Raw genomic sequence first — 24,732 nt, forward strand, 5'->3', positions numbered from 1 at the left:
GGGCGCGCCAGGGATGCCCAGGAGGTCAGAGGTGCGAGTCCTCCAGGACGCGCCAGGAAATTGTCCGGACTGACGGCAAATTTGCCGGGGCCCGGCGGCCAGCCCGCGATGGGCTGAGGTCCCGGCCCTCCAGAATGCTTTCATACGCTGCAACGGAAGTCGGTTGGTTGCGCGGTGCGCGCAGGCGACGTTCCTTGTTATTCGACTTCACCGCTATCGGTGTCGCCGATCTGGGCGTCGTTCTCGTGCATGGCTGCCGCCGCCAGCGCTGTGGCGTGTGCCGGCGCAGCGTCCTTGCGTTCGCTATAGCGGTCGGTCAGGTAGTCGCTGCGATCGCGCACCATCAGCGTGAACTTGTAGAGCTCTTCCATGACATCGACCACCCGGTCGTAGTACGAGGACGGCTTCATGCGCCCGTTGGCGTCAAACTCCTGATAGGCCTTGGCGACGGACGACTGGTTCGGGATCGTCACCATGCGCATCCAGCGCCCCAGCACGCGCAGCGCGTTGACGGCGTTGAATGACTGCGAGCCGCCGCTGACCTGCATCACGGCCAGCGTGCGGCCCTGTGTCGGGCGAATCCCGCCGATCTCCAGTGGCAGCCAGTCGATCTGGTTCTTGAAGACGGCCGTCAGCGTGCCGTGACGTTCGGGGCTGCACCACACCTGGCCTTCCGACCACTCGGAGAGCTTGCGCAACTCGACCACCTTCGGGTGATCGGCGGGTGCGCTGTCCGCCATCGGCAGTTCGCGCGGATCGAATACGCGGGTCTCCGCCCCGAAATGCTGCAGAATCCCTTCGGCTTCCTGCACGAGCAGCCGGCTGTACGACGTCGCGCGCAGCGAACCATAGAGCAGCAGGATGCGCGGTGGGTGGGTGCTGACGCATGCGGGTTCCAGCTTGCGCAGATCCGGCGTATCGAGCACCGCGGGGACGACGTTGGGCAGGTCCGTGGTCATTTGACTCTCCGGCCTTGCGCGTCGATGACGACCTCGCCGTCCTCCTTGATGAACGCACCTTGCTGCGGCGCGGGCAGGATATCCAGGACGAGTTCCGACGGCCTGCACAACCGCACGCCAAGTTCGGTGACGACGAAGGGCCGGTTGATCAGGATCGGGTGGGCCAGCATGGCATCAAGCAACTGGTCATCGGTCAGCCCCGGATCGGCGAGCCCAAGCTCCGCGTAGGGCGTGCCCTTCTCGCGAATCGCTTCGCGCACCGCGAGTCCGGAAGCGAGGATCATCGCCTGCAACGTTTGCCGGTCGGGCGGCGTGTTCAGGTATTCGATGACGTTCGGTTCGATGCCCGCATTGCGGATCATGGCCAACGTATTGCGCGACGTGCCGCAGGCGGGGTTGTGATAGATGGTGACGGACATGGAGATTCCTCAGTGCCTCAGTGCCTCAGTGCTTCAGTGTGATTCGTACCAGCGCTGCGAGCGATTGACCACGCCCACAACGAACAGCATCACGGGCACTTCGATCAGCACGCCCACGACGGTGGCGAGCGCCGCGCCGGACTGAAATCCGAACAGGCTGATGGCAGTCGCCACGGCCAGCTCGAAGAAGTTGCTCGCGCCGATGAGCGCCGACGGGCCGGCCACACAGTGCGCGACGCCGAGCTTGCGGTTCAGCAGGTAGGCCAGGCCGGAGTTCGCCAGGACCTGGATCAGGATCGGCACGGCCAGCAACAGGATGATCAGGGGCTGGTCCACGATCGCATTGCCCTGAAAGCCGAACAGCAGCACGAGCGTGGCGAGCAGTGCGGTGATCGAGTAGGGGCCAAGGGCGCCGACGACGCGCTTGTATGTCGCTTCGCCACGCGCGAGCAGCATCTTGCGGATGACCTGTGCAATCAGTACGGGAACGACGATATAGAGCGCGACCGAGGTGATGAGCGTATCCCATGGCACGGTGATCGACGACAGGCCCAGCAGCAGTGCGACGACAGGCGCAAAGGCCACGACCATGATGGCGTCGTTGAGCGCCACCTGCGACAGGGTGAAATACGGATCGCCCTTGCAGAGCTGGGACCAGACGAACACCATCGCCGTGCAAGGCGCGGCAGCCAGCAGGATCAGGCCGGCGATGTAGCTGTCGAGCTGGTCTGCCGGCAACCAGCCCGAGAACAGGTGGCGCACGAAGATCCAGCCCAGCAGCGCCATGGAGAACGGCTTGACGAGCCAGTTCACGAAGAGCGTCACGCCGATGCCGCGCCAGTGCCCGGCGACCTGACCCATCGCGCCAAAGTCGATCTTGATCAGCATCGGAATGATCATGATCCAGATCAGCACGCCGACCGGCAGGTTCACCTGCGCGACTTCGCTGGCGCCAATGGCCTGAAACACCGCCGGCAGCCATTGGCCGAGCAGGATGCCGGCGACGATGCAGAGTGCCACCCAGACGCTCAGGTAGCGCTCGAAGAAACCGATGGCGCTGGGTTGCGCTGCCCCGGCGACCCGTTGTGCCGTGCTCATTCTCCGGACTCCGTGGCGACGGAACAGGCGGACACCGGTGAACACGGCGCACCGCCGCAACAGTTTTCGGTGAGGTAGCCCAGCAGCGCATTCATGGTCTCGAAGCGAGCCATATAGAGGATCGACCGGCCTTCCTGGCGGCTCCCAAGGAGTCCGGCGCGGTGCAATTCCTTGAGATGGAACGACAGCGACGACGCTGGCATCTCCATCAGCTCTGCAATACGGCCAGCCGGCAGGCCTTCGGGCCCGGCTTGCACCAGCAGACGGAATACGGCCAGGCGAATGGCGTGGGCGAGCGCGGCAAGCGCTTCGAGGGCGTTATCGGTTTCCATGATTCGACTATATTCGAATCATGGAAACCGCGCAACCGGAGATCCGGCCATGATGTGCGCAGCGCGTGGAAAAACGCCGCCCGCGCCACCGCGATGCGCACGCCTATGCTGTTCACATGGCGCACGATTCCCTTGCCCGATACCGCGACAAACGTGATTTCCGGATCACGGGGGAGCCTGGCGCGCGCACGCGTACCCGTCGCGCCACGACGAAGCCGCTGCGCTTCGTCATCCAGAAGCACTGGGCCAGGCGCCTGCACTATGACTTCCGCCTTGAACTCGATGGCGTGCTGCTGAGTTGGGCGGTGCCCAAAGGTCCCAGCTTTGATCCCTCCGACAAGCGCATTGCGATCCACGTCGAGGATCATCCGGTCGACTATGCCGACTTCGAAGGGACCATTCCGCCCAAGCAATACGGGGCCGGTTCCGTCATCGTCTGGGACAACGGCACGTGGGAGCCGGTCGGAGATGCCCAGGCCGGCATGGCGAAAGGCAAGCTCGAGTTCGCACTGCATGGACAAAAGCTGGCTGGCCGCTGGGAACTGGTCAGGATCTCGAAACCCGGCGATGCGGACGACCAGTGGATGCTGTTCAAGAAGCGAGACCAGTGGGCACGGCCTCATGAAGAGTTCGACGTCATCACGGCCTTGCCCGACAGCGTCGTCGCGCATCCCCTGGGATCGATCGAGCAGCGTGAGAACAGCCGCGGCGTGAAGGAGGCCAGCGAACCAGACCTTTCCGCCGCCGTGAAGGCGCCGCTGCCGGCGCGACTCGCACCGCAGCTCGCAACGCCGACGGCCAGACTGCCGCAAGGCGACGGGTGGATCATTGAAACGAAGTTCGATGGTTACCGGCTCCTCGCACGGATCGTCGACGCCAAAGCGCATCTGATCACGCGTAACGGTCACGACTGGACCCGCAAGCTGGCCAGCCTCGCCAAGGAAGTCGAGACGCTGGATATTTCCGAGGGCTGGCTCGATGGCGAGATCGTTGTGCTGCGCGATGGTTTGCCAGACTTCAATGCGCTGCAGAACGCGATCGATGGGCATCAGAACGACGCGATCCTTTACTTCCTCTTCGATGTGCCGTACTGGGAAGGGCGGGACCTTCGCCGCGTGCCCTTGCGCGAGCGCCGGGCGCACCTGGCGCGGCTGATCGGCGACCACTCGGACCGGGTGCGTTTCAGCGAGAGCTTTGACGCGCCGGCGGCACAGGTTTTCCTGGCAGCGGCCGAGCTCGGCTTGGAAGGCCTCATGCTGAAGCGGGCCGATTCCGTCTATAGCTCGTCCCGCAATGCGGACTGGATCAAGGCCAAATGCCGGCTGCGTCAGGAGTTTGTCGTCTGCGGCTTCGCGGACCGAGAGGGCGCCCCGGGCGAAATCGGCAGCTTGCTGCTTGGCGTGAATGAGGACGGTCAACTGCGCTATGCCGGCAACGTCGGCACAGGGTGGGACAGCAAGACAGCCGCGATGCTGCGGAACAAGCTCGCAAAGCTCGCGACCGAAGCGGCCCCGTTTCCCTTGGCCAACATGCGGGGCAGCCGGTGGGGGCCGGCCCGGACCAGTGCCCCGCAGTGGGTGAAGCCATCGCTTGTGGCAGAGGTCGAGTTTGCGGAGTGGACAGCATCGGGACTGGTGCGCCAGGCATCGTTCAAGGCGCTGCGCAGCGAAACGCCGGCGAGCGACGTTCACCGCGAGGCCGTACTGGTCGATCCCAAGGCATCGCGCATCACCGTGAAGGTCACCAACCCCGAGCGCGTGATCGATGCCACGACCGGCATCACCAAGCTCGACCTGGTGCGCTACTACGAAAGCGTGGCGGACTGGATGCTTCCGCACCTCGCGGCGCGCCCCGTGGCCCTGCTGCGCGCACCGGACGGCATCGGCGGGGAAGTCTTCTTTCAGAAGCACGCCGAGACCACGAAGCTGCCTGGCCTGGCCGAACATCCTGCCGCACTGTGGCCCGGGCACGGCCGCTTGCTGACGGTCGACTCGGCCGACGCGCTGGTCGCCGCTGCCCAGCTTAACGTGGTCGAGTTCCACACGTGGAACTCGACGGTCGAAGACCTTCTCCAACCGGATCGCGTCATCTTCGACCTGGACCCCGGAGAGGGCGTGTCCTGGCAGCACGTCCAGGAGGCCGCATTGCTGGTGCAGACCTTGTTGGGCGAGCTGGGCCTGGCCGCGTGGCTGAAGACCAGTGGCGGAAAGGGTTTGCACGTCGTCGTGCCGCTCGCCCCGGAGCTTGACTACGATACCGTGAAGGCCTTCTCGCGCGCGGCCGTACAGCACCTGGCGCGGGCCATCCCGCAGCGGTTCGTGGCGAAATCAGGCCCGGGCAATCGCAAGGGGAGGGTGTTTGTCGATTACCTGCGCAACGGCACCGCCCAGACCACGGCCGCTGCGTTTTCAGCGCGCGCACGGCCCGGCATGGGGGTGTCGATGCCAGTATCATGGGACCAGTTGTTGCAGCTCAAAAGCGCCGATCAATGGAACGTCGGGAACGCCCGGGAATACCTCAGCTTCAGGACGACCGACCCGTGGAGTGGCTTCTGGTCGTCGGCGCAGACGCTGACTGGCGCGATCGAGCACCTGGGCTGACAGCGCATGTTTTTTCATCCGTGACGTGGAGATAGCATTATGGCTGCGCGATCACTTGCATCCCTCTCCCTTTCCTTCGGCCTCGTGTCGATTCCCGTCAAGCTGTACACGGCGACAGATTCCGACAGCGCGGTGCGCTTCAATCTGCTCAGCAAGGAAGGCTCCCGGCTCAAGCAACAGTATGTGTCGGAGCAGACGCGGGAAGTGGTCCCGCGGGAAGAGATGGTCAAGGGCTACGAGTTCGAGAAGGATCAGTTCGTGATCTTCAGCGCCGATGAACTCAAGGCGCTGGAAGAAGGGGCGAGCCACATCGTGGAGATCGTCGCGTTTGTGCCGGAGAAGGGCGTGGACCCGATCTATTACGACAAGACCTACTACATCGCACCGGACAAGCGCGGCGGCAAGCCGTACAGCCTGCTACGTGCCGCCATGGCCAAAACCGGGCAGTGCGCAATCGCGAAGTGGGCCGCGAAGGGCAAGTCGCACATGGTCCAGATCCGGCCGATCGAGGGCGGTCTCGTCTTCCAGCAGTTGCTGTTTGCCGATGAAGTCCGATCGATTGTCGACCTGCATGTCGAGGAAGTCGCGGTGTCGGACGCGGAGCTGAAGCTCGCCATCCAACTGATCGAGCAGGCGTCGGAGGATCACTACGACGCAAGCCAGTATCGCGATGAAGAAAGGCAACGGGTTCTGTCGGCCATCGATGCAAAGATCGCCGGCAAGCAGATTGTCTCGCCTGAACCGGTTGAAATCTCTCCCTCTGGCCAGGTCATTGACCTGGTGGAGGCCCTGAAGAAGAGCCTGTCCGCCGGCAAGAGAACAGCGCCGGCTGCCAAGACCGCCGCCGTCAAGGCTGCTGCCGGAGAATCGCCCGCACCACGCAAGAGTGCCAAGCGGACCGCATCCACCGTGGCGGCGATTCCCAAGCGCGCGGCGAAGAAGGCGTGAGCATGCAGTCTTACACATTGAGCGACGTGCTGGCCCTGGTTGGCATTTCGCGGTCTGTGGTCAATGCCATGCTGACTGCCGGAGTGGTGACGCCCGGGCGTGGCCGCGGCAACGAGTACCGCTTTTCCTTTCAGGACCTGCTGTTGTTCCGTACCGCCCACTCCTTGCGCGCGGCTGATGTGCCGACGCGGCGTGTCGTGCGGTCACTCAAGAAGCTGGAGAGCCTCGAAGCGGGTCGGCCTCTGACCGGAGTCCGCGTGACGGCGCTTGGCGGCACGGTCGCCGCGAAGGACGCCTATGGCCAATGGCAGGTCGAGACTGGCCAGCGGCTCATCGACTTCGACACGCGTGAGCGTCCTGCCCGCGTGGTGACGATCAACGTTCCGCCGGAGCCGGCGGCAACCATGGATGGCAATACGCTATTCGAGATGGCGCAGGAACTTGAGCGCGGAGGATCTGCCGAGGCTGAAGCAGTCTACCGCCAGGCAATCGCTGCGGAGCCAGCCCTGGTCGATGCCTACGTGAATCTCGGGTACCTGTTGTGCGAGAGATCCGCGTTCGAGGAGGCCATCGCGCTTTATCGAACCGCGCTGACCCAGGGCACGGACGCGCCGCTGATTCGCTTCAACCTGGCGGTGGCGTTGGAAGACAGCGGAGATGCCGCGGCGGCGCTGGCTGAATACCATGCCTGCATTGACCTGGCTCCCGGTTTCGCCGATGCGCACTACAACGCGGCAAGACTGCATGAAGCGTTGGGGGACAATCAGCGGGCCATCCGCCACTATCACCAGTACAGAAGGCTGGAGCCCAGCCGCTGAGAAGGGAGAAGAGGGCCCCTGGGGATTCCCGGCACGCCCTGCAATCTCACGTGCAATTGGCGCGGTATGTCTCCTGCAATGCCTTGCGGCTCTTGTCCCGTTCGATCTTCGGGACGGGGCGCCCCTGCGCGTTGTGCGTGGCGGTACCCGACGACTGGTAGGTCCGCTGTTTCGAGGTCGCGTTGAACTCATCCTTCAGCGCTTCGCACTTGGCGCGCCTGGCTTCCTCGGGATCGGTGCTGCCGCCTGAAGGCGGGCGATACGGGTTGCTGCCTTCCTGGACAGCATCGGATATCGCGTTGGCCGCGCCCTGGCCCGGCGCGGTCTGCGCCAGGGCCGTGGAGGCAAGGCCCAGCACCATCAGGCCGGTCAGGAACAGCGGAAGGGGCTTGTGCATAGGGTCTCCCGAGGAAGGGAATGCCGCTGGCCAGTCCGGCGGACTAGACTAAGGGTAGCGATGCCGGGCTCTGTATGTCAAAGCGGCACGCTCCGGGCGGGATTCGAGAGGGGGGCCTCCATGCGTCAGATCCGTTCCCGCCATGCGCGGGTTGCCCTGCTGGTGCTCGTCATGGCGACGGCGCCGGCGCATGCCTATTTTGACTATTTCCTGAACGGCACCGTCATCGGGACCCTTCGAAAGGACGAGGTTCCGCAGTACATCCATCTGTACAAGGACGCGCTCGCCAACGTGCCTGACGGTGGCACGGTGCCCGTGCAGTTCCCCGCCGTCGACCGGCGCCCGGCCATCACGGGCACCCTGACGCTGGAGCGCAGCCGGATGGAGCAGGGCCACAAGTGCCGCCGCGTGCGCTCGGACCTCGCGCAGGCGGGCCGCAAGGAGCGTTGGGCGGGATGGTTCTGCCAGACGCCCGACGGGGACTGGAAGCGGCAAACCGCGAAGCGCTGAGTCGCTTTGTGCATGCCAACCGCCTTGTACTTCACCAAAGATGATCTAGAACATACAGGGATGCGGCCACATTTGTGGCCGCGAACGGGGGAACTGATCATGGCCGTGCTGTTTCTGGGGAACGTCGACGCCGGTGTCACCGACGAGGAAGTTCGGGATTTCCTGATCAAGTACGGCTTGCCGCCCTACGACGAGATCGAGCATGTGCAAGGCGACGGCACCCATCCAGGCGTGACGCTGGTCTTCAATGAAATTGACCCCGAAGCACTGCGCAAGCTGCAACCGCGCATCCATGGCATGTTCTGGAAGGGCCACAAGATCAACGCACTGGTGATGGCCGAGCGTTACAGGTGACGTAGGCTGCTCACCGACAAGCGCCACCATGGGCATTCTGCGGTGGATCCAGCGGCAGGGCCGTAAGCCGCAGCGCCGCGACGACAAGGAACTCGTCGCGATGACCGCGCGCGTGACGGCGCTGAACCCACGCCTGCGCCTGGTCCCGCACTACGAGAAGCGGCTGGCGCCCCGGCTCGCCACGGCGCTGGAGGCCATCCGCGCGACCGTGGATGGCCTGCCCGCCCCGCGCGAGGCAAGCGAGGCCGCCTGGGACAGCGATCCTCATATCCATGCGTACTTCGGCACGGCGGCGGATGTCGTCCGCGCCTTCAGCCGGTCGCCGGACCTGCGTGAATTCTTCGACCGTACGCCGTTCGCGGAACACGCCTATGCCGTGCTCGGGATGGCCATGAACGAACGCCGCACGCTCGGCGTGGCGCTGGAAGGCGACGTCATGCACACGGACGTGCCCCAGACACTGGTGTCTTTCAGCGACTATCAGTTGAGGATCTGCGCCGAATCCGAGGCCGCGCTGCGCGCGGAGATCCTGCTGCGCATGCTGGACCAGCTGGCCATCGAGGCGATGGCGCAGTTCGCGGCGGGCAAGGGCCGGCGCGACACGCTGGAGCGCGAACTGGCTCTGCTCAAGGCGCAGCTCAAGCTCTATGAACGGCAAGGCATGGGCCTGCGCTCGATGGTGGGCGGTGAGACGGCCGACGCGGCGGCGGTCCAGTCCGTCAGGGACGAGATCGCGCAAAACGACAGCGAGCTGGCCGCACTGGGCCACGCTGGCGACACGCTCGAGCGGCAGCTCGAGTGCCTGGGCGAAGTCCTGGGCGACGCCGCCAACCGCATGCATGTCGAAATGCGCCAGATCCGGCTGAGCCAGGTGAATGTGATGCTGCCCGCGGACAGCACCGCGCCCGGCGTCGACCTCGAACTGCTTTGCGCGCACGTGCCCGGCGATCCGCCGCTCGTGCGGTGGTTTTCGATCGTGCGGTATGCGCGGGCCGACATACTGTCGCAGGCCACGCTGCTGGACGAGGCAGCACGCATGTTGTAGCCCGCGGGTGGAACCGCCGCCCAATCTTTCCAAACTGGCGCAAGGAGCCAAGCATGAACCCCAGCAAGGTACTGGTAGCAGCCGCCCTGGCCGCGGCATCCCACCTGGCCGTGGCCCAGCCGGAGACCCGCGTGGAAGCGGCTTCCGGCGTGGGAGCCGCCATGGTGACCGGCACGGTCAAGTCCACGGCGACGATCACCGCGATCGATGCCGCCACGCGGACCGTCTCGCTGAAGAACAAGCAGGGCAAGGTCACCGACCTGCAGGTCGGCGACGAGGTGCGCAACTTCGACCAGCTCCGGGTGGGTGATACGGTCACGGCGGAATACAAGGAGGCGCTGTCGGTCAACCTGAGCAAGCAGAGCGGCATGCGCTCCAGCACCGAACGCGCGATCGAGGAGAGGTCCGCGCCCGGTGCCAAGCCAGGCGGCGTGGTCGGGCGCGAGGTGACGGTGACGGCCGACGTCGTCGCCGTGAACACCAAGACCGGCAAGGTGACCCTGAAGGGGCCGAAGGGCAAGATGGTGGACATTCATGTCGAGGATCCCCAGCAACTGAAGGGCATCCGCAAGGGCGATCAGGTGCAGGCCGTGTACACGGAGGCGTTGGCCGTTTCGGTGACGCCCAAGGGCGGTCACTGAGCGCGCAGGACCGGAGCACGCCATGCGCGACGACGCGGGCCCGGCGCCCCGGCGTCCGCGCTGGCTGCCCGAATGGCTGCGCACCTGCCGCAAGGAGGATATCGGGCCTGATGTCATTGCCGGGCTGACCACGGGCGCCGTGGTCATACCGAAGGCGCTCGCCTATGCGACGATCGCGCAACTGCCGGTGCAGGCGGGTTTGTACACGGCATGCGTGCCGATGGCCGTCTATGCCTTCGTCGGGGCATCGCGGCGGCTCAGCTTCAGCACCACGGCAACGCTTGCGATCCTGGTCGGCGGGGCGCTGGCACGCATCAATCCGTCGGGCGACGCGGCTGCCGCGATGGCCGCGTCCGCGGCGCTCACGCTGCTGGTGGGCGGCATCCTGCTGGCCGGCGCGTTGCTGCGCTTCGGCTTTGTCGCCAACTTTATCTCCGACCCGGTGCTGACAGGTTTCAAGGCCGGGATCGCGGTGGTGATCCTGATCGACCAGGCGCCCAAGCTGCTCGGCATCCATTTCGACAAGGGCTCCCCGCTGCACAACCTGGTGGCGACCGTCCAGGGCCTGCCGCACGCGTTGCCGGCAACGCTCGGGCTCGGGATCGCCACCATGGTCCTGATCGTGGTGATCGAGCGGCTCTGGCCGCGCGCGCCGGCGCCGCTGATCGCCGTGGCGGCCGGCATTGCCGCCGTGGCCATCCCGGCGTTGCGCGCGGCCGGCGTGGAAACCGTCGGCCATGTGCCGGCCGGGCCGCCCGCGCTCACCGTGCCGGAGCTGTCGGCGCTTGCCGTCCTGTGGCCCGCTGCGCTTGGCATTGCCTTGATGAGCTTCACGGAATCCATCGCTGCCGGGCGGGCATTTGCCGACCGCGGCGAAGCGCCCGCGCCCGCCAACCGCGAGTTGTTCGCGTCGGGCGTTGCCAATGTCTGCGGGGCCTTCCTCGGGGCCATGGCTTCCGGCGGCGGCACCTCGCAAACCGCCGTCAACCGGCTGGCCGGGGCGCGCTCGCAGCTGGCGGGCCTGGTATCGGCGGCGCTGGCGCTGGCCGCCATGCTGCTGCTGGGCCCGCTGATCGGCAAGATGCCGCACGCCACGCTCGCGGCGATCGTGATCGTGTACTCGGTCGGCCTGATCGATCTCGCCGAGTTCCGCGCGATCCTGGCGATTCGCCGTACCGAGTTCATCTGGGCGCTCGTCGCCATGGCGGGGGTGGTGGTGCTGGGCACGCTGCAGGGCATCGTCGTGGCCATCGGCGTGTCGCTCGTCGCGCTGGCGCGGCAGGTGGCGGACCCGCCGGTGCATGTGATCGGGCGCAAGCCGGGCACGGCGGTGTTCCGGCCACTGTCGCCGTCGCATGAGGAGGACGAGACCTTTCCGGGCCTGCTGTTGCTGCGGCCCGAAGGCCGGGTCTTCTTCCTCAATGCCAGGCACATGGGCGAGAAGATGCAAGCCTTCGTGCGCGCCTACGATCCCGCGGTCATCGTGCTGGACCTGCGCGCGGTGTTCGATATCGAATACACCGCGCTGCGGATGCTGGTGGACGGCGAAGTGCGGCTGCGCGGCGAGGGGCGCGAACTATGGCTGGTGGGCCTGACGCCGAACGTGTTCGAGATCATCCGCCGCTCGGAGCTGGGGCCGCGGCTCGGCACGGAGCGGATGTTCTTCAGCCTGGAGCAGGCGGTGGCGTGCTTCGCCGAGCGCCGTAAGTCCGGGCGGGAATGAGCGCCCGCCAGCGGGCTACGGATTGCCCTGGGCATGCTGCGGCGCGTGCGCGCCGTGCCGGCGCCGCCACGTCACCGGGGCCTCGCCGAACTGGGTGGAGAACCAGCGCGTGAATGAACTCGCCGAGCCGTAGCCCAGCAATTCGGCCACGCGCAGCAGCGAGTACTGCGGATTCTCCACATAGCGCCGCGCCAGTTCGCGGCGCACCTCGTTCAGGATGTCGGTGAACGTTTCGCCGGCTTCATCAAGCTGGCGCTGCATGGTACGCAGGCTCATGCCGAGTCCCTGCGCCACGCCTTCGCAAGTGGCGCGGCCCATCGGCAGCATCAGGTACACGGCGCTGCGCACGTCGCGTCCGATCGACGGTGCATTGACGCGCGGCAGCGTATCGACGAAACGCTGCGCATAGCGCGCCATGCCCGGGTCCGCGGTCGGGATGGGCGCATCGAGGTCGCCCGCCAGACACGTGATCCCGTTGAACTCGCAGTCGAACTCCAGCGGGCAGCCGAACAGGCGTCGGTGGACCTGCAGGTCGGCCGGAGCGGCGTGCGTGAAATTGACATTGAGCGGATGCCAGTGCGGCCCAAGCAGCGCCCGGCACAAGCGAAACGTTACGCCTACCGCCAACTCGCTGGCCTGCCGGGAGGGTGTATCGAGCACCACCTCCTGCCGGATGATGGCAACCTTTCCCGCTTCCTCGAGCAGGATCGCAAGCGACTCGTTGACCAGATGCCGGTAGCGGATGATCGTGGCCAGCGCATCGCGCAGCGTGGGCTGCTGGCTGATCAGCAGGCTCATCACGCCGAAGTCGGACAACTGGCGCGACTCGGCCATGCGCAGGCCGAAGGTCTCGCAGTGCGCCGCCTGCGCCGCCTGTTCCAGCAGCCTGGCGCAGGCATTGACCGAAACCCGCTGGTCGGGGTCGCATAGCAGCGCGCGGCTCAGCCGGGCCTCACGCAACAGCGGTTGCGGGTTGAGGCCCAGCCCCTCGGCAACCTCGAAGAAATTGGTCACTGCGCCCGCGCGTACCAGCGTGTCCAAAGCTTGTCTCCCAATCTTGTTATCTCTGCGGTTCGCGCCGTGCGGCGGCGTCCGCGCTGTCTTGTGTTGCCTTCGCAGCGGCATGATAGGCGGCGCTGGCATGAAATGCAAAGTCGGCGGAGGCCAATGCAAAGCGGCGCGCGCCGGCAAGTCCTAAATTTCAGGGCATGAGCGGCGCCCCTTGCGCCGACGCAGATCCAAGGAGACGAGCAAATGGCAAAAGTCGTACGCATGTATGAGGCCGGTGGACCGGAAGTGCTTCGCGTTGAAGAGATGGAAGTCGGCGACCCGGGTCCGGGCCAGGTACGCATCCGCCACGTGGCGGTGGGCCTGAACTACGCCGATACGTACTTCCGCAATGGCACCTACCCGGTGCCGATGCCCGCCGGCATGGGCGTGGAAGCCTCTGGCGTGGTGCAGGCGGTTGGTCCCGGTGTCACCAACGTTGCCGTGGGCGACCGCGTGACCTATACCGGCTTCATCAACACGCTGGGCGCATACAGCACCGAGCGCCTCGTGCCGGCCGCGCCGCTGATCAAGCTGCCCGAAACCATCGGCTTCGAGACGGCCGCCGCCATGACCATGCGCGGTCTGACCTCGGCATACCTGATGCGCCGCATCCACAACTTCAAGGAAGGCGACACCATCCTGCTGCATGCGGCAGCGGGCGGCGTCGGCCTGATCGTGTCGCAATGGGCGAAGCTGCTCGGCCTGACGGTGATCGGCACGGTATCGAGCGAGGCCAAGGCCGAAGTGGCGCGCGCCCATGGCTGCGACCACATCATCAACTACAGCCACGAGGACGTGGCCAAGCGCGTGCGCGAACTGACCGACGGCGTTGGCGTGTCGGTGGTCTTCGACAGCGTGGGCAAGAACACCTTCATGGCTTCGCTGGATTCGCTCAAGCGTCGCGGCACCATGGTGTGCGTGGGTACCGCGTCGGGCCCGATCCCGCCGTTCGATCCCGTGCTGCTGGCGATGAAGGGCTCGCTGTTCCTGACGCGTCCGGCCCTGGCCGACTACATTGCCGATCCTGCCGAGAAGGCCGAACTGGCCGGTGAAATCTTCGGTCATGTCGGCGCGGGCCGGATCAAGATCGAGATCAACCAGCGCTATGCACTCGAAGACGCGGTGCAAGCCCATCGGGACCTGGAGTCGCGCAAGACCACCGGTTCGTCGATTTTTGTCATCTGAGGGAGCTGAGCCATGCAAGTCAAGCAACTCACCTGCTCGCTGGGCGCGGAACTGGTTGGCGTGAATCTCGGCGATGCCGTTCGTGATGACGGCCTGTTCGCGGAGATTCGCGCACAGCTGCTGAAGCACCGCGTGCTGTTCCTGCGCAACCAGGACATCAGCCGCGCCGAGCACGTCGCGTTCGCGCGCCGCTTCGGCGAACTGGAAGATCACCCCGTTGCCGGCAGCGATCCGGAGCATGCGGGCCTGGTCCGCATCTACAAGACGCCGGAACAGCCCAACGACCGCTACGAGAACGCGTGGCATTCGGACACCACGTGGCGCGAAGCGCCGCAGTTCGGTGCCGTGCTGCGCTGCGTGGAATGCCCGCCGGTCGGCGGCGACACCATGTGGGCGAACATGGCGCTGGCCTATGAGCGCCTGCCCGAACACATCAAGACGCAGATCGCCGGCCTGCGCGCGCGCCACAGCATCGAGGCGAGCTTCGGCGCGGCCATGCCGATCGAAAAGCGCCTGGCGCTCAAGGCGCAGTTTCCCGACGCCGAGCATCCCGTGGTGCGTACGCACCCGGATACCGGCGAGAAGATCCTGTACGTGAACGCGTTCGCGACCCACTTCACCAACTTCCATACGCCGGAACGCGTGCGCTTCGGCCAGGACGCGAATCCGGGCGCGCCCGACCTGCTGCGCTACCTGATCAGCCAGGCTTATATCCCCGAGTACCAGGTGCGCTGGCGCTGGGAACCCAACAGTGTCGCGATCTGGGACAACACCGCCACGCAGCACTATGCCGTGATGGATTACCCGCCTTGCCACCGCAAGATGGAACGCGCCGGCATCATCGGCAGCAAGCCGTACTGAACACCTGCCGGAGGAAGACCCCATGCAAAACAACCTGATCGTATCCACGCCGTCGGCGTACTCCTATCCGCTGCTGGTCAAGCAACTGCTGACCCACTCGCTGAGCCTCTACGGCGACCAGGAGATCAGCTACCGCGGCGAAATGCGCTACACCTACCGCGACTTCCGCCGCCGCGTGGGCCAGCTCGCTTCGACGCTGACCGCGCTGGGTGCCAAGCACGGCTCCACCGTGGCGGTGATGGACTGGGACAGCCACCGCTACCTGGAGTGCTACTTCGGCGTGCCGATGATGGGCGCGACGCTGTTCACCGTGAACGTGCGCCTGTCGCCGCAGCAGATCCTGTACACGCTCAACGACGCCGCCGCGGACATCGTGCTGGTCCATCCCGACTTCGTGCCGGTGCTGGACCAGATTCGCGGCGAGCTGACGTGCAACCCGCGCTTCGTGCTGCTGGCCGACGGCCAGGCCGCGCCGCAGACCCAGTTGCCGCTGGCCGGCGAGTACGAGGCATTGCTGGCCGATGCGTCGCCGGACTTCGAGTTTCCCGAGTTCGACGAGAACACCAAGGCCGCCACGTTCTACACCACCGGCACCACCGGTGATCCCAAGGGCGTGTGCTACAGCCATCGCGACATCGTGCTGCACACGCTGACGACGTCCGCCAGCCTGTGCTCGCCGCGCGAAGGGCAGCGCATGCACCGCGAAGACGTGTACATGCCGATCACGCCGATGTTCCACGTGCTGGCGTGGGGCATCCCGTACGTGGCCGTCATGCTGGGCCTGCGCACCGTGCTGCCTGGCCGCTATGCGCCGGACATGCTGCTGAAGCTGCGCGAGCAGGAGAAGGTCACGTTCTCGCATTGCGTGCCGACCATCCTGCAGATGCTGCTGCAGTCCTCGCAGGACAGTGCGCAGGACCTGTCGGGCTGGAAGATCATCATCGGCGGCTCGGCCCTGCCGCCGGCACTGTGCGAGGCGGCGCTCTCGCGCGGCATCGACATCTTTGCCGGATATGGCATGTCGGAAACCGGCCCGATCGTCTCGCTGGCGCAGTTGCCGCCGCGCGTGACGCCGAAGGACCGTGCCGACGAAGTGCGCATGCGCTGCTCCACCGGGCGTCCGGTGGTGATGGTGGACTTCCGCATTGTCAGCGAAGACATGCAGGACCTGCCGCGCGACAGTGCGAGCCGCGGCGAGATCGTGCTGCGCGCGCCGTACCTGACGCAGTCGTACTTCAAGAAGCCGGCGGCTTCCGAAGACCTGTGGTCGGGCGGCTACCTGCATACCCAGGACGTCGCGGTCATGGGGCAGGACGGTTTCGTCCAGATCGTCGATCGCATCAAGGACGTCATCAAGACCGGTGGTGAATGGGTGTCGTCGATCGAGGTCGAGAACCTGATCACCGAAGTGCCCGGCGTGCAGGAATGCGCAGTGATCGGCGTGCCCGATGCCAAGTGGGGTGAGCGTCCGATGGCGTTTGTCGTGCGCAAGGCCGGAGCGGAAGTCGGTGCGGATGCCATCCGCGAGCAACTGCTCGGACACGTGGATACGCAACGCATCAGCAAGTACGCGGTGCCCGAGGCGGAACGGATCGCGTTCGTGGCTGAGATTCCGAAGACCAGCGTCGGAAAGATCAATAAGAAGCAACTGCGTGAAAAGGCAGTCTGAAGGGTAGGAAAGGGAGAAGTTGGGCGCTGGTTCTTGAAGGGGGACCAGCGCTTTTTTTTATTTTGGGGGCGATGACGGGGTTATCGCGTCAACCTTGTCGCATCAGACCATGTAGCAAGGCATGAGCCTGCGATACATCCGACTCGACAACGCTTACACGCCACTCAACGATGACTGGCGTGCTGATTAAATCAGCACTTTCCCAGCGCGAACTGGTTTAAAGATTGTGGCAATTTTAAGAATCATCCGATATAAGTTGGGAATCTTACGGGGTAGCCTAAGGCTACCCCGCATCGTTCGTGGGCTGGTATGTCACAGCGATGCGACCGTGCATCACCGATACCCAGCCAACGACCATTGCCCATCATGAGTCCCCCGGAACTCACCCCAGCCGAGATAGTTCGCATCGCCCGCACCACCGTGACCTACGAGCCCAAACTCGCGGGCTGCGTGGACTGCGAGGAAAAAGCGCCCATCCGTGCCATCATCCTCAGCCCAAGTCTGGGCACGCCTCTGGTCCTGCCGCCAGGGCAGACCCGGTGCACCCTTTTCATCGCGGCCGAGGCAATGGCTGAGCATTACTTCGGAGTGGGCAATCCCGTGATGCCCGTCGAGTACTACGGCCGCAAGATCATCGAGGCCAAGTACGGCCCGGTCTTTGTGGATCGCCATCTGCGCGTGTATCCGATCCAGGGCAAAGAGACCGCAGCCGAGCCCAAGGACACGATGCTGTTTCGGGATGGCAAGGCCGCATCAAGGGCGATGGAGGTCGTCAAGGTCTGGCAGGTTGGGCAATTTCGCGGCGGGCTGATGGTCAATCACCGCGGCGAGCCGGTGGCCATCATCCGCCCGGAGACGGTCGGGCTGTACAAGGACATGACGCATGTCTACGAGATCGAGATCGATCTTGCGACGTTGCCAGGCAAGCCTGAACCCACGGTCATGCACACCTTCGCGTGGATGGTCCCGGTGCCGTCCAGGTATGCGCAACGTCCGGAGGTCAAGGGGGTACAAACCTGGGAGTATCAGGATCAGGTGATTCTGGATTTCCTGGACGCGCAGGCGAAATCCGAGGAGCAGAATGGTCAGAACCATTCTCCGCGCTTCTACGAATACGATGTGACCAAGGCTACGACTTTTGCTTTGCCGCCGCTGAAGACCGATACCGCGCACCGCCTGATGGCATGGCACCCGGTCATCCAGAAGCAGAACAAGACCTTGAAGCTCGGACACCTGTCGGATGTCCATGTTGACGTTCGCCATTTGGCCCTGCAGAAGTCCCCGGCGTGTCTGATCGAAGCGACCGATGGCACGCCGATGCCGGGGACACCCCAGACTCCACGCGCGTCCCATCTATGCAATAGTTTCCTGGCGTTACGTGATCTGATTGAACAGTTCGGCGGGAAAGGCAGCGCTGACGCGCTGGTGATCACCGGCGATCTGATCGACTTCAACCGCAACATAGTGCCAGGCGAGACGGGCAATACCATTGCCGAGCAATGGAGCGAGTTCAATGTCCTCAACCAGATCCGCAATGGGAAGCTCTACCAGCGCGGTGCGGACGACATGCTGGTCTATTCGCTGTTGCGCCACGCGTATCGGGAACTGAAATTGCCGGTATTCCTGACAACCGGCAACCATGAGGCGTACGCCGTGCCGTACGGGGTCTCGCCACGCCCCAACCAGTGGGTCGTGGCGACCGGCGGGCTGGAGCATGTTGGAGCGCTCAAGGGAGCGCACGGGCCTAGAACGATCGACCCCACCAAGATCGAGGATCTTGGAAAGGTGGTCGGCGCAGGGGCAGGTGCCCTTGGCGGCCCGCTTGGCAGTTTGGCCGGCGGCGCGCTGGGCAAACTCGTCGGCAGCAAGGCGGCTGACAAGGCCGCCGAAATCTATCAGGATTTCGATCGCGCCAGCGACTGGGCCGAGGACAAGGCAAACGCCGGTATCGGGGCGGACCACAACCTCACCGTCTACGAAATCTGCCTGGCGTATGGCCCCACCTATGCGCAAAGCATCACCTCGAAGAACTTCACGCCCGCGAACTTCGACTGGTTCTTTACCCTCATCACGCCGCTTTCGGATTGGCGCCTGGACTATGGTTCAAGCCAGACATTGCTGGGCCTGGACTGGGGCAGTGGCGAAAACTACCTCAATCCGCTGGGAGGACTCGACAAGATCCCCAAGGTTGGCGACAAGACCCGCTGGGTAGCCGAGCATTTGCCCAGCCGAGCGGACAAGCAGGGATTTGGCATCCTGCCCCGGGCAACGCAATCGATCTCCGATGAGCAGAAAGTCCTCCTGCAAGGCGGGCAGCGCCGCAAGCGCAAGGTCGGTGGCAGCCTGACCGTGTTCTCGCACTTCACCATCGTGAGCTATGACGGCACGATTGCGTTCTCGAAGCCAGATCGCCAGATTGAACCCCAAGAGAGTCCCAATACGCGGAAGACGATGCGCTTCGAGGACAACGCCGGGGGCTGGAACCTGAATAACCTGGGGACCTGCGAGCGCAACGTGGACTGGTATTTCCGGGAATGTGTCGCCGGCCACGACCAGCCCAATCAGGACAAGGTGGACTATCACCTGAGCGGGCACTCCCATCGCGCCGGTGTGTACACGGTTGGACTGCGGGACGGCGGGAAGCGGGTCCAGGTGCGCAGCGCCTTCGACCCTGGGCTGTCCGCCACGCAGAGTACCAACCAGCACGGCGGCCCCACCAAGCTGATCGTGAGTTCATCGGGCGGCCCGCTTGGCACGCAGAACCTGAACGGCGAACTGAAGCAATGGTTGCTGACGGCGCCGTCCGGCACGCTGCTGAACGAAGCCGACGCCACGCCCATCCGGCAGGTCAGGACCGAGGCGGGCAATGGCAGGCCGCGCCTGGCGGTGGCGCTCGATTATCTGCACATCGACAAGGTGGAGACGCCGCTGGTGTGGCTGCCGCCCGCCAGCGGCCCGCTCCCGCCGACCTCCTGGACCATGCAGGTCGGCCCATTGACCGATGCCCTGCAATGCATCGACAAGGTGAGATTCTGGGTCTTCATGGCTGCAACGAAAAATGCCCCCGCCGGATGGAACCAGGTTGACGCCCTGCTGAACCCCGCGACGGACTGGCGGGCGCAGCCCCGTCCCGGCAGCTACGTCATGGCGGCGCCCCTGCAGCCGCTGCTGGCGCGCTTCGATTCGTCGACGTGCCGCATGTTCTGCGAGGTGCTCCTGAAGGAGCCGATCTGGCCCAAGGGCTCGGAGAAGCTCAAGGGCACGTTCGATGTGGCGAGTTCCTGGGTGTTTCCGGTTGACTATCAGTATGGGCTGATCGCTCGGCGGCTGGGGGAGCAGGGGGAGGTGCCGGATTGGAAATGGTTGAGTCTGACCCTCAATCCCGATCGCTACCCGCCGAAGGGGAAAATCACAAAGGTGCATCGCAAATGATCTCGCGCCGGCATTTTCTTCGAACGCTCACTGCCGCTGTACTGACCCTCACTGGATGCAAACGGATGACCGCCAAGAACATTGACCAGATGCCCCATGAATTTGCGATGCTGACCGACGCCGAGCTTCGCAGAAAGACCCTGGGTGAACAACCACTCAAGATCAGTGGGGCTGACTTCATTACCCTCGAAGCGTTCTACGAAGCCACGTGGGAGAACGTGCACTTCTACGACTGCATTTTCTACGGGATGACCCGGCTGAGCCTGCTGAAGAATTGCGTCTTTGAGCGCTGCCAGTTCCCTGGATCGAACTTCCAAGGGTACGGCTGGGACAACGTGCTGTTCGTGCGGTGCGATACGCTTGGTGAGGTCAATCTCATGGGGGGAGACGAGAGCAAGGCGGTCCGCTTCGTCGAGTGCGATTTCGGCGGGACCAAGGAGGATCCCAATCACTGGGGCGCGGTGGGTACATGGGCGGGTGAGGTTTCGTTTGAAAACTGCACCGGCAAGTTCACAAATGTGTTCGGTAGAGATGCGATCTCATACAAGGATTGTCGATTCGGTAGCATTGATTTAAGCGGGGGAGACTATGACTACAAGACCGGCACCACGTATCCAGGCCGGATGTTGCTCGACAACGTCAAGAGCGATGGGAGGTTGAGACTGGGCCAGCGAGTATCGTCGCTCACTGTGCGCAACAGCGCCTTTACCTTGCTTGACATGGCCCAGTTCAAGGCCACTGGCGCTGTCCGATTCGACAATGTCACCGCCAGTGGCATCGCGGCCAACGGAATCGATGCAGCAAGTTTCACGATGATCGACGTGGTTCTAACCGGAGATGGCCTCGTCGCTTTGGGGGATACTGTGATGGATGCCGGGCGCATGCGTGCTGACGCCATCCTGCTGGAACGTGTGAAATGCAGGATGAGCAAGGCCTCCATTGCGCTTAGTGGCGCGGGCGTGCGCGAAAAGCTGGATCCGACGCAAACCGCCGTGCCGCAGATAATCCTGCGCGAGTGCGCGATACCTGAAATTGAACTGCAGGCCGTCAATGCGCTCAACGTCGCGCTGCAGAACGTGGATGCGCAGACCGCAGATTTCTCAGAAAGCACGATCGGTACGCTGACGCTCAATGGCACAGGCATCGTGCGCAAGATCGATTTCACCAAGGCAAGCGTTGGGCAGGTCAGTGGGCTGGTCAGATATACGACTCAGGAAATCGTGACCGAGGGGAGCAACGTCAAGCTTTGAAGGTGGTGAAGAGTGGTTGGCGGCAAGCAGCCAATCAGTTAGCCATTCTGTTTGGCGAGCGATTCACCTCCGCCATGAGCTGAGATTCTTAACCGACCTCAGCACACGAAATTCCTGACACCTTCGAACCGCGACCTGGCCGCGATGTCCCTGGCGCACGTGCCATAAAAAACGCCCTCCAATGGAGGGCGATCCCGAATCACGCACCAATAAGAATTCAAGGCTGAATATTGAACGCCTTGACGATCTGCCCGTTCCGCTCATACTCCGCCCGCAGCGACTGGCTAAGCTGCGGCAGCGTCTGGGCCGCCATCGGCTCATAGCCAAGCGCTTCCATCCGGTCATGCACCTTGGGCGTGGCAGCGGCCTTGTAGGCGGCGGCCTGGATCTTCTGCGCCAGTTCGGCCGGAACCTGCGCGGAGGCGATCACGCCGATCCAGTTGCTGAACTCGACATCCGCGTACCCGAGTTCCGCAAACGTCGGCACCTGCGGCAGCAGCGGCGAGCGATTCTTGGAAGCCACGGCGAACGCCTGCACCTTGCCGGCCTTGATCATCGGCAGCGAGGTCACCATGCCGTCGTACATGACCGCGATCTGTCCGCCCATGACCTGGGTCAGCGCTGGCCCCGAGCCGGCGAACGGCACATGCTGCAGGTCCATACCGGCCTTCTGGTTCATGATCATGCCGGCATAGTGCGACGCCGTGCCCGAGCTGTAGGACGCGAAGCTCAGCTTGCCAGGATTGGCCTTGACGTAGCTGACGAGCGACGGCAGGTCCTTGGCGGGCAGCGTCGGCGCACCGACCAGCACCATGCGCGACCGCGCTACCGCGGCCAGGGGGCGGATGTCCTTCATGGTGTCGAAAGACGTCTTCAGGACGTGCGGCACTTCGGTCAGCACATTGGTGGCCGTCACCATGATGGTCTGGCCATCCGCCGGCGCCGCCAGCAGCGTGTTGATGGCGATGCCGCCGCCGGCCCCCGGCTTGTTGTCGACGATGACGGGCTGGCCCAGGTCGGCGGAAAGCTGGTCGGCCAGCAGGCGGGCCATGACGTCCATGGTGCCGCCGGCCGGCGCCGGTACCAGCATGCGCACCGGCTTGCTGGTCCACGCCATGGCCGCCGGCATGGACAGGGCCATGACGGTGGCGAGTGCGGCTCGGCGCATGCGAAGCAGGGTTGGGCGATTCTTCATATTGTGTTGTCTCCGTTATGGGTATGGGACGTGCGACGGCGCCCGTGCCCGCCGTTTGACGGGACGGGCACGGGGTATTGCAGGTACAGCGGATGCGGTCGATACAGGACGGACTTCGCCCTGTTCAGGAGGGACAGCGCTTCAGGCGGCAGCGCGGGTGGCGATCTGCTTTGCCCGCGCCAGTGCGCGCAGCATGGCTTCCAGCAGCGCGGCCGGCGGGCGCGACCCCGACACGCTGTGCGTGCCGTTGAAGATGAAGTGGGGCACGCCGAGCCCGGTGCGCGGCGGCGCGTCATCGGGGCCACTCAGTGGCGGCAGCCATTCCAGGTCGTGCCGCACTGGCGTGCCCGCAAGCTCGGGCACGTCAATGCCGCACTCGGCCAGCGCGTCGTTCAGCACTTGCCCGTCGCCAATGTTCTGGCCGCGGATGAAGTAGCGCGTGAAGAGGTTGTCGACCAGCGCCGTGGCGGCCTGGGCACCTTCCCGCTGGCGGACCAAGCGCACCACCCGATGCGCCAGCAGCGTGTTCGGGAAGGTTTCGATGCGGTCGAGCGCCAGCGTCAGGCCGGCTTCGCGCGCCGCACTGTATACCTGTGCCTGGCGCACGGCCACGGCCTGCAGGCTGCCCAGCCGCGCTACGTAGAAGTCGCGATAGGGGATGCCATCGGGCGGCGTGGCGGGAATGAGCGGATACGAGCGCCATTCGACCTGCACGGTAACGTCCGGGCGCTCGCGTGCGAGCTGGTCGATGGCGGTTTCAAGATGCCGTTTGCCGATCAGGCACCACGGACAGATCAGGTCGAAGTACGCTTCGACCGACAGAGTGTTGGTTGGGGTCATGGCTGCTGCGGAAAGGCGCGGGGGGATTGTGCGCGACGCGCTCAGGCGCGCGGCGCCTGCGTGCCGCGATTCGGGCGGCGCGCGGGCAGCAACGCCGTCACTTCGGCGCGCTGCTCATCGGTCATCTGTTCCCAGCGGCCGATTTCCACGAGGGTCCTGCCGCAGCCCTGACAATACTTGCCCGCCTGGTCCATGCGGCAGATGTTGATGCAGGGATTCGCGACGGAAATGGACGGGTTCATGGCTTCGTTCACTTGCGGTGGCGGGATTGGCATGCCGGCCGGCACAGGGCACGCGCCCTGGCCGGCCGGCAGTCCATCAGGCTGACTTGCGCAGTGGCAGGTTCTTCTGGCCGGCCTTGCGGTTCGGCGCCATGCCGTGGGCTTCGAGCGTCTCGTCGGCGCTGTCGTACCAGGTGCCGATGCGGTAGATCTCGCGCGCTTCCTTGCCCGAGGCGATCTCGCGGCCCAGTTCCTTCGCCACGCGCACGCACTGCTCGATCTGCTGCACCGATGTCATGCGGTTGCCGTGCTGGTCGATGATGGTGTCTTCGATGCCGCAGCGCGGGTGCAGGCCAATCGACATCGCCATCATGTTGAACGGCAGCACGTTCTTCAGCAGCGACTCGGCGGTCAGCGTGCAGCCGTCCGGCGCGCGATGCACGAAGTTGAAGAAGTTGAACGGGTTGGGGCCGTCGAAGCCGCCGCCGATGCCGATCCACGTCAGGTTCAGCGGGCCCTTGTAGAGGCCGGCGCGCACCATGCGCTCCAGCGTTTCCATGGCATGGATGCCGGTCAGCTGGAAGTGCGGCTGGATGCCGGCGTTGCTCAGGCGGCGCAGGTGCTCTTCCACCCAGCCCGGGCCTGCCGGCACGGTCATTTCGCGATAGGCTTCGATGAACGCCGGGTTGGACAGCGACGTACCCTCGAGGTATTCGGGGTACAGCAGTTCCATGATGTTCATCTGGGTGGTGTTGATGGCCACCGTGACCTGGTCCGGCTTCGGGTCCAGGTCGGCCAGCATGTGGCGCGTATCGTCCGACAGCCACTTGGCGGCCTGGCCGTCATCTTCCGGAGCGAACGAGATCGAACCGCCAACCTGGATGATCATGTCCGGCACCGCGGCGCGCACGCCGGCGATCAGCTCGTTGAACTTGGACAGGCGCTTGGAGCCCTTGCCGTCCAGTTCGCGAACGTGCAGGTGCAGCACGGTGGCGCCGGCGTTGTAGCAATCCACGGCCTTCTGAACCTGCTCTTCCATGGTCACCGGGATGTCTTCCGGGAAGTCCTGGGGCATCCATTCCGGGCCGTACGGGGCCACGGTGATGACCACTTTGTCCTGGTTCTCGGGGTGCAGGGAATCGTCGAGGAATTGCATTGCGTTGCTCCTGAGTGTGCGTGGCTGCC

At 64.7% G+C, this 24,732-nt stretch carries 23 protein-coding genes; 13 read left to right on the forward strand and 10 right to left on the reverse strand.

The features are described from left to right. Positions 1-197 precede the first annotated feature (197 nt). From arsH to KHO22_RS00085, 4 genes are read right to left on the reverse strand one after another with little or no spacing between them, the layout of a single operon-like run. Positions 198-959 carry an arsenical resistance protein ArsH gene (gene arsH, locus KHO22_RS00070; RefSeq protein WP_211945064.1) on the reverse strand — a complete coding sequence of 254 codons (762 nt, stop codon included), beginning with the start codon at positions 957-959 and terminating at the stop codon, positions 198-200. Beyond that, the gene (gene arsC, locus KHO22_RS00075; RefSeq protein WP_211945065.1) at positions 956-1,378 is read right to left on the reverse strand and encodes an arsenate reductase (glutaredoxin); all 423 of its coding nucleotides are present in this window, start codon (positions 1,376-1,378) and stop codon (positions 956-958) included. Before arsC ends, arsH begins: the two co-directional genes overlap by 4 nt. A gap of 33 nt (positions 1,379-1,411) precedes the next feature. Further along, positions 1,412-2,476, reverse strand: a complete 1,065-nt coding sequence (gene arsB, locus KHO22_RS00080; RefSeq protein ID WP_211945066.1) for an ACR3 family arsenite efflux transporter — start codon at positions 2,474-2,476, stop codon at positions 1,412-1,414. Beyond that, positions 2,473-2,808, reverse strand: a complete 336-nt coding sequence (locus KHO22_RS00085) for an ArsR/SmtB family transcription factor (protein ID WP_211945067.1) — start codon at positions 2,806-2,808, stop codon at positions 2,473-2,475. The genes arsB and KHO22_RS00085 overlap by 4 nt, the downstream gene beginning before the upstream one ends. Positions 2,809-2,924: 116 nt before the next feature. Here KHO22_RS00085 and ligD point away from each other — a divergent pair, with 116 nt between their 5' ends. The 3 genes from ligD to KHO22_RS00100 are packed head-to-tail and all read left to right on the forward strand — an operon-like array spanning position 2,925 to position 7,174. Further along, a complete protein-coding gene (ligD, locus tag KHO22_RS00090; protein WP_211945454.1) occupies positions 2,925-5,408 on the forward strand; it encodes a DNA ligase D in 2,484 nt (827 codons plus the stop codon). 39 nt (positions 5,409-5,447) lie between these two features. Further along, on the forward strand, positions 5,448-6,356 hold the full coding sequence (ku, locus tag KHO22_RS00095; protein ID WP_211945068.1) for a non-homologous end joining protein Ku: 909 nt from the start codon (positions 5,448-5,450) through the stop codon (positions 6,354-6,356). Positions 6,357-6,373: 17 nt separating this feature from the next. Next, the gene (locus KHO22_RS00100; protein ID WP_338031320.1) at positions 6,374-7,174 is read left to right on the forward strand and encodes a tetratricopeptide repeat protein; all 801 of its coding nucleotides are present in this window, start codon (positions 6,374-6,376) and stop codon (positions 7,172-7,174) included. A 46-nt stretch (positions 7,175-7,220) separates the two neighbouring features. Here the strand turns inward: KHO22_RS00100 and KHO22_RS00105 are convergent, their stop codons facing one another. Further along, positions 7,221-7,571: a hypothetical protein gene (locus KHO22_RS00105; protein WP_211945070.1), complete on the reverse strand. Its 351-nt coding sequence runs from the start codon at positions 7,569-7,571 to the stop codon at positions 7,221-7,223. A gap of 120 nt (positions 7,572-7,691) precedes the next feature. Here KHO22_RS00105 and KHO22_RS00110 point away from each other — a divergent pair, with 120 nt between their 5' ends. From KHO22_RS00110 to KHO22_RS00130, 5 genes are all read left to right on the forward strand, one after another. Beyond that, the gene (locus tag KHO22_RS00110) at positions 7,692-8,081 is read left to right on the forward strand and encodes a hypothetical protein (protein ID WP_211945071.1); all 390 of its coding nucleotides are present in this window, start codon (positions 7,692-7,694) and stop codon (positions 8,079-8,081) included. Positions 8,082-8,180: 99 nt separating this feature from the next. Beyond that, positions 8,181-8,435 carry an RNA-binding protein gene (locus KHO22_RS00115; RefSeq protein WP_211945072.1) on the forward strand — a complete coding sequence of 85 codons (255 nt, stop codon included), beginning with the start codon at positions 8,181-8,183 and terminating at the stop codon, positions 8,433-8,435. A 28-nt stretch (positions 8,436-8,463) separates the two neighbouring features. Next, positions 8,464-9,480 carry a hypothetical protein gene (locus KHO22_RS00120; RefSeq protein ID WP_211945073.1) on the forward strand — a complete coding sequence of 339 codons (1,017 nt, stop codon included), beginning with the start codon at positions 8,464-8,466 and terminating at the stop codon, positions 9,478-9,480. A gap of 53 nt (positions 9,481-9,533) precedes the next feature. Beyond that, positions 9,534-10,121 (forward strand): hypothetical protein, encoded by a 588-nt coding sequence (locus tag KHO22_RS00125; protein WP_211945074.1) that lies wholly within the window; start codon positions 9,534-9,536, stop codon positions 10,119-10,121. A gap of 22 nt (positions 10,122-10,143) precedes the next feature. After that, positions 10,144-11,844: a SulP family inorganic anion transporter gene (locus tag KHO22_RS00130; RefSeq protein ID WP_211945075.1), complete on the forward strand. Its 1,701-nt coding sequence runs from the start codon at positions 10,144-10,146 to the stop codon at positions 11,842-11,844. Between the two features lie 15 nt (positions 11,845-11,859). On the opposite strand, the gene KHO22_RS00135 is transcribed toward KHO22_RS00130, so the two are convergent. Next, positions 11,860-12,885 carry an AraC family transcriptional regulator gene (locus KHO22_RS00135; RefSeq protein ID WP_230426689.1) on the reverse strand — a complete coding sequence of 342 codons (1,026 nt, stop codon included), beginning with the start codon at positions 12,883-12,885 and terminating at the stop codon, positions 11,860-11,862. A gap of 213 nt (positions 12,886-13,098) precedes the next feature. Here KHO22_RS00135 and KHO22_RS00140 point away from each other — a divergent pair, with 213 nt between their 5' ends. The 5 genes from KHO22_RS00140 (at position 13,099) to KHO22_RS00160 (ending at position 21,291) form a co-directional block, all read left to right on the forward strand. Further along, positions 13,099-14,079, forward strand: coding sequence for a quinone oxidoreductase family protein (locus KHO22_RS00140; RefSeq protein WP_211945077.1), 981 nt, complete (start codon positions 13,099-13,101; stop codon positions 14,077-14,079). Positions 14,080-14,091: 12 nt separating this feature from the next. After that, complete coding sequence (locus tag KHO22_RS00145) at positions 14,092-14,940, forward strand: TauD/TfdA dioxygenase family protein (protein WP_211945078.1); 849 nt, start codon at positions 14,092-14,094, stop codon at positions 14,938-14,940. A 22-nt stretch (positions 14,941-14,962) separates the two neighbouring features. Next, complete coding sequence (locus KHO22_RS00150) at positions 14,963-16,609, forward strand: fatty acid--CoA ligase (RefSeq protein WP_211945079.1); 1,647 nt, start codon at positions 14,963-14,965, stop codon at positions 16,607-16,609. A gap of 366 nt (positions 16,610-16,975) precedes the next feature. Further along, on the forward strand, positions 16,976-20,041 hold the full coding sequence (locus KHO22_RS00155; RefSeq protein ID WP_211945080.1) for a metallophosphoesterase: 3,066 nt from the start codon (positions 16,976-16,978) through the stop codon (positions 20,039-20,041). Between the two features lie 65 nt (positions 20,042-20,106). Further along, positions 20,107-21,291, forward strand: coding sequence for a hypothetical protein (locus KHO22_RS00160; RefSeq protein WP_211945081.1), 1,185 nt, complete (start codon positions 20,107-20,109; stop codon positions 21,289-21,291). Positions 21,292-21,508: 217 nt separating this feature from the next. Here the strand turns inward: KHO22_RS00160 and KHO22_RS00165 are convergent, their stop codons facing one another. From KHO22_RS00165 to KHO22_RS00180, 4 genes are all read right to left on the reverse strand, one after another. After that, a complete protein-coding gene (locus KHO22_RS00165) occupies positions 21,509-22,486 on the reverse strand; it encodes a Bug family tripartite tricarboxylate transporter substrate binding protein (protein WP_211945082.1) in 978 nt (325 codons plus the stop codon). A 141-nt stretch (positions 22,487-22,627) separates the two neighbouring features. Beyond that, positions 22,628-23,326: a DsbA family oxidoreductase gene (locus KHO22_RS00170; protein ID WP_211945083.1), complete on the reverse strand. Its 699-nt coding sequence runs from the start codon at positions 23,324-23,326 to the stop codon at positions 22,628-22,630. Between the two features lie 41 nt (positions 23,327-23,367). Further along, on the reverse strand, positions 23,368-23,601 hold the full coding sequence (locus KHO22_RS00175; RefSeq protein ID WP_420839561.1) for a DUF1289 domain-containing protein: 234 nt from the start codon (positions 23,599-23,601) through the stop codon (positions 23,368-23,370). 43 nt (positions 23,602-23,644) lie between these two features. Continuing rightward, positions 23,645-24,703: a beta-keto acid cleavage family enzyme gene (locus tag KHO22_RS00180; RefSeq protein WP_211945084.1), complete on the reverse strand. Its 1,059-nt coding sequence runs from the start codon at positions 24,701-24,703 to the stop codon at positions 23,645-23,647. Positions 24,704-24,732: the final 29 nt, after the last annotated feature.

This window comes from Cupriavidus yeoncheonensis (genome assembly GCF_905397275.1).
In the GTDB taxonomy this organism is placed as follows: Bacteria; Pseudomonadota; Gammaproteobacteria; order Burkholderiales; family Burkholderiaceae; genus Cupriavidus; species Cupriavidus yeoncheonensis.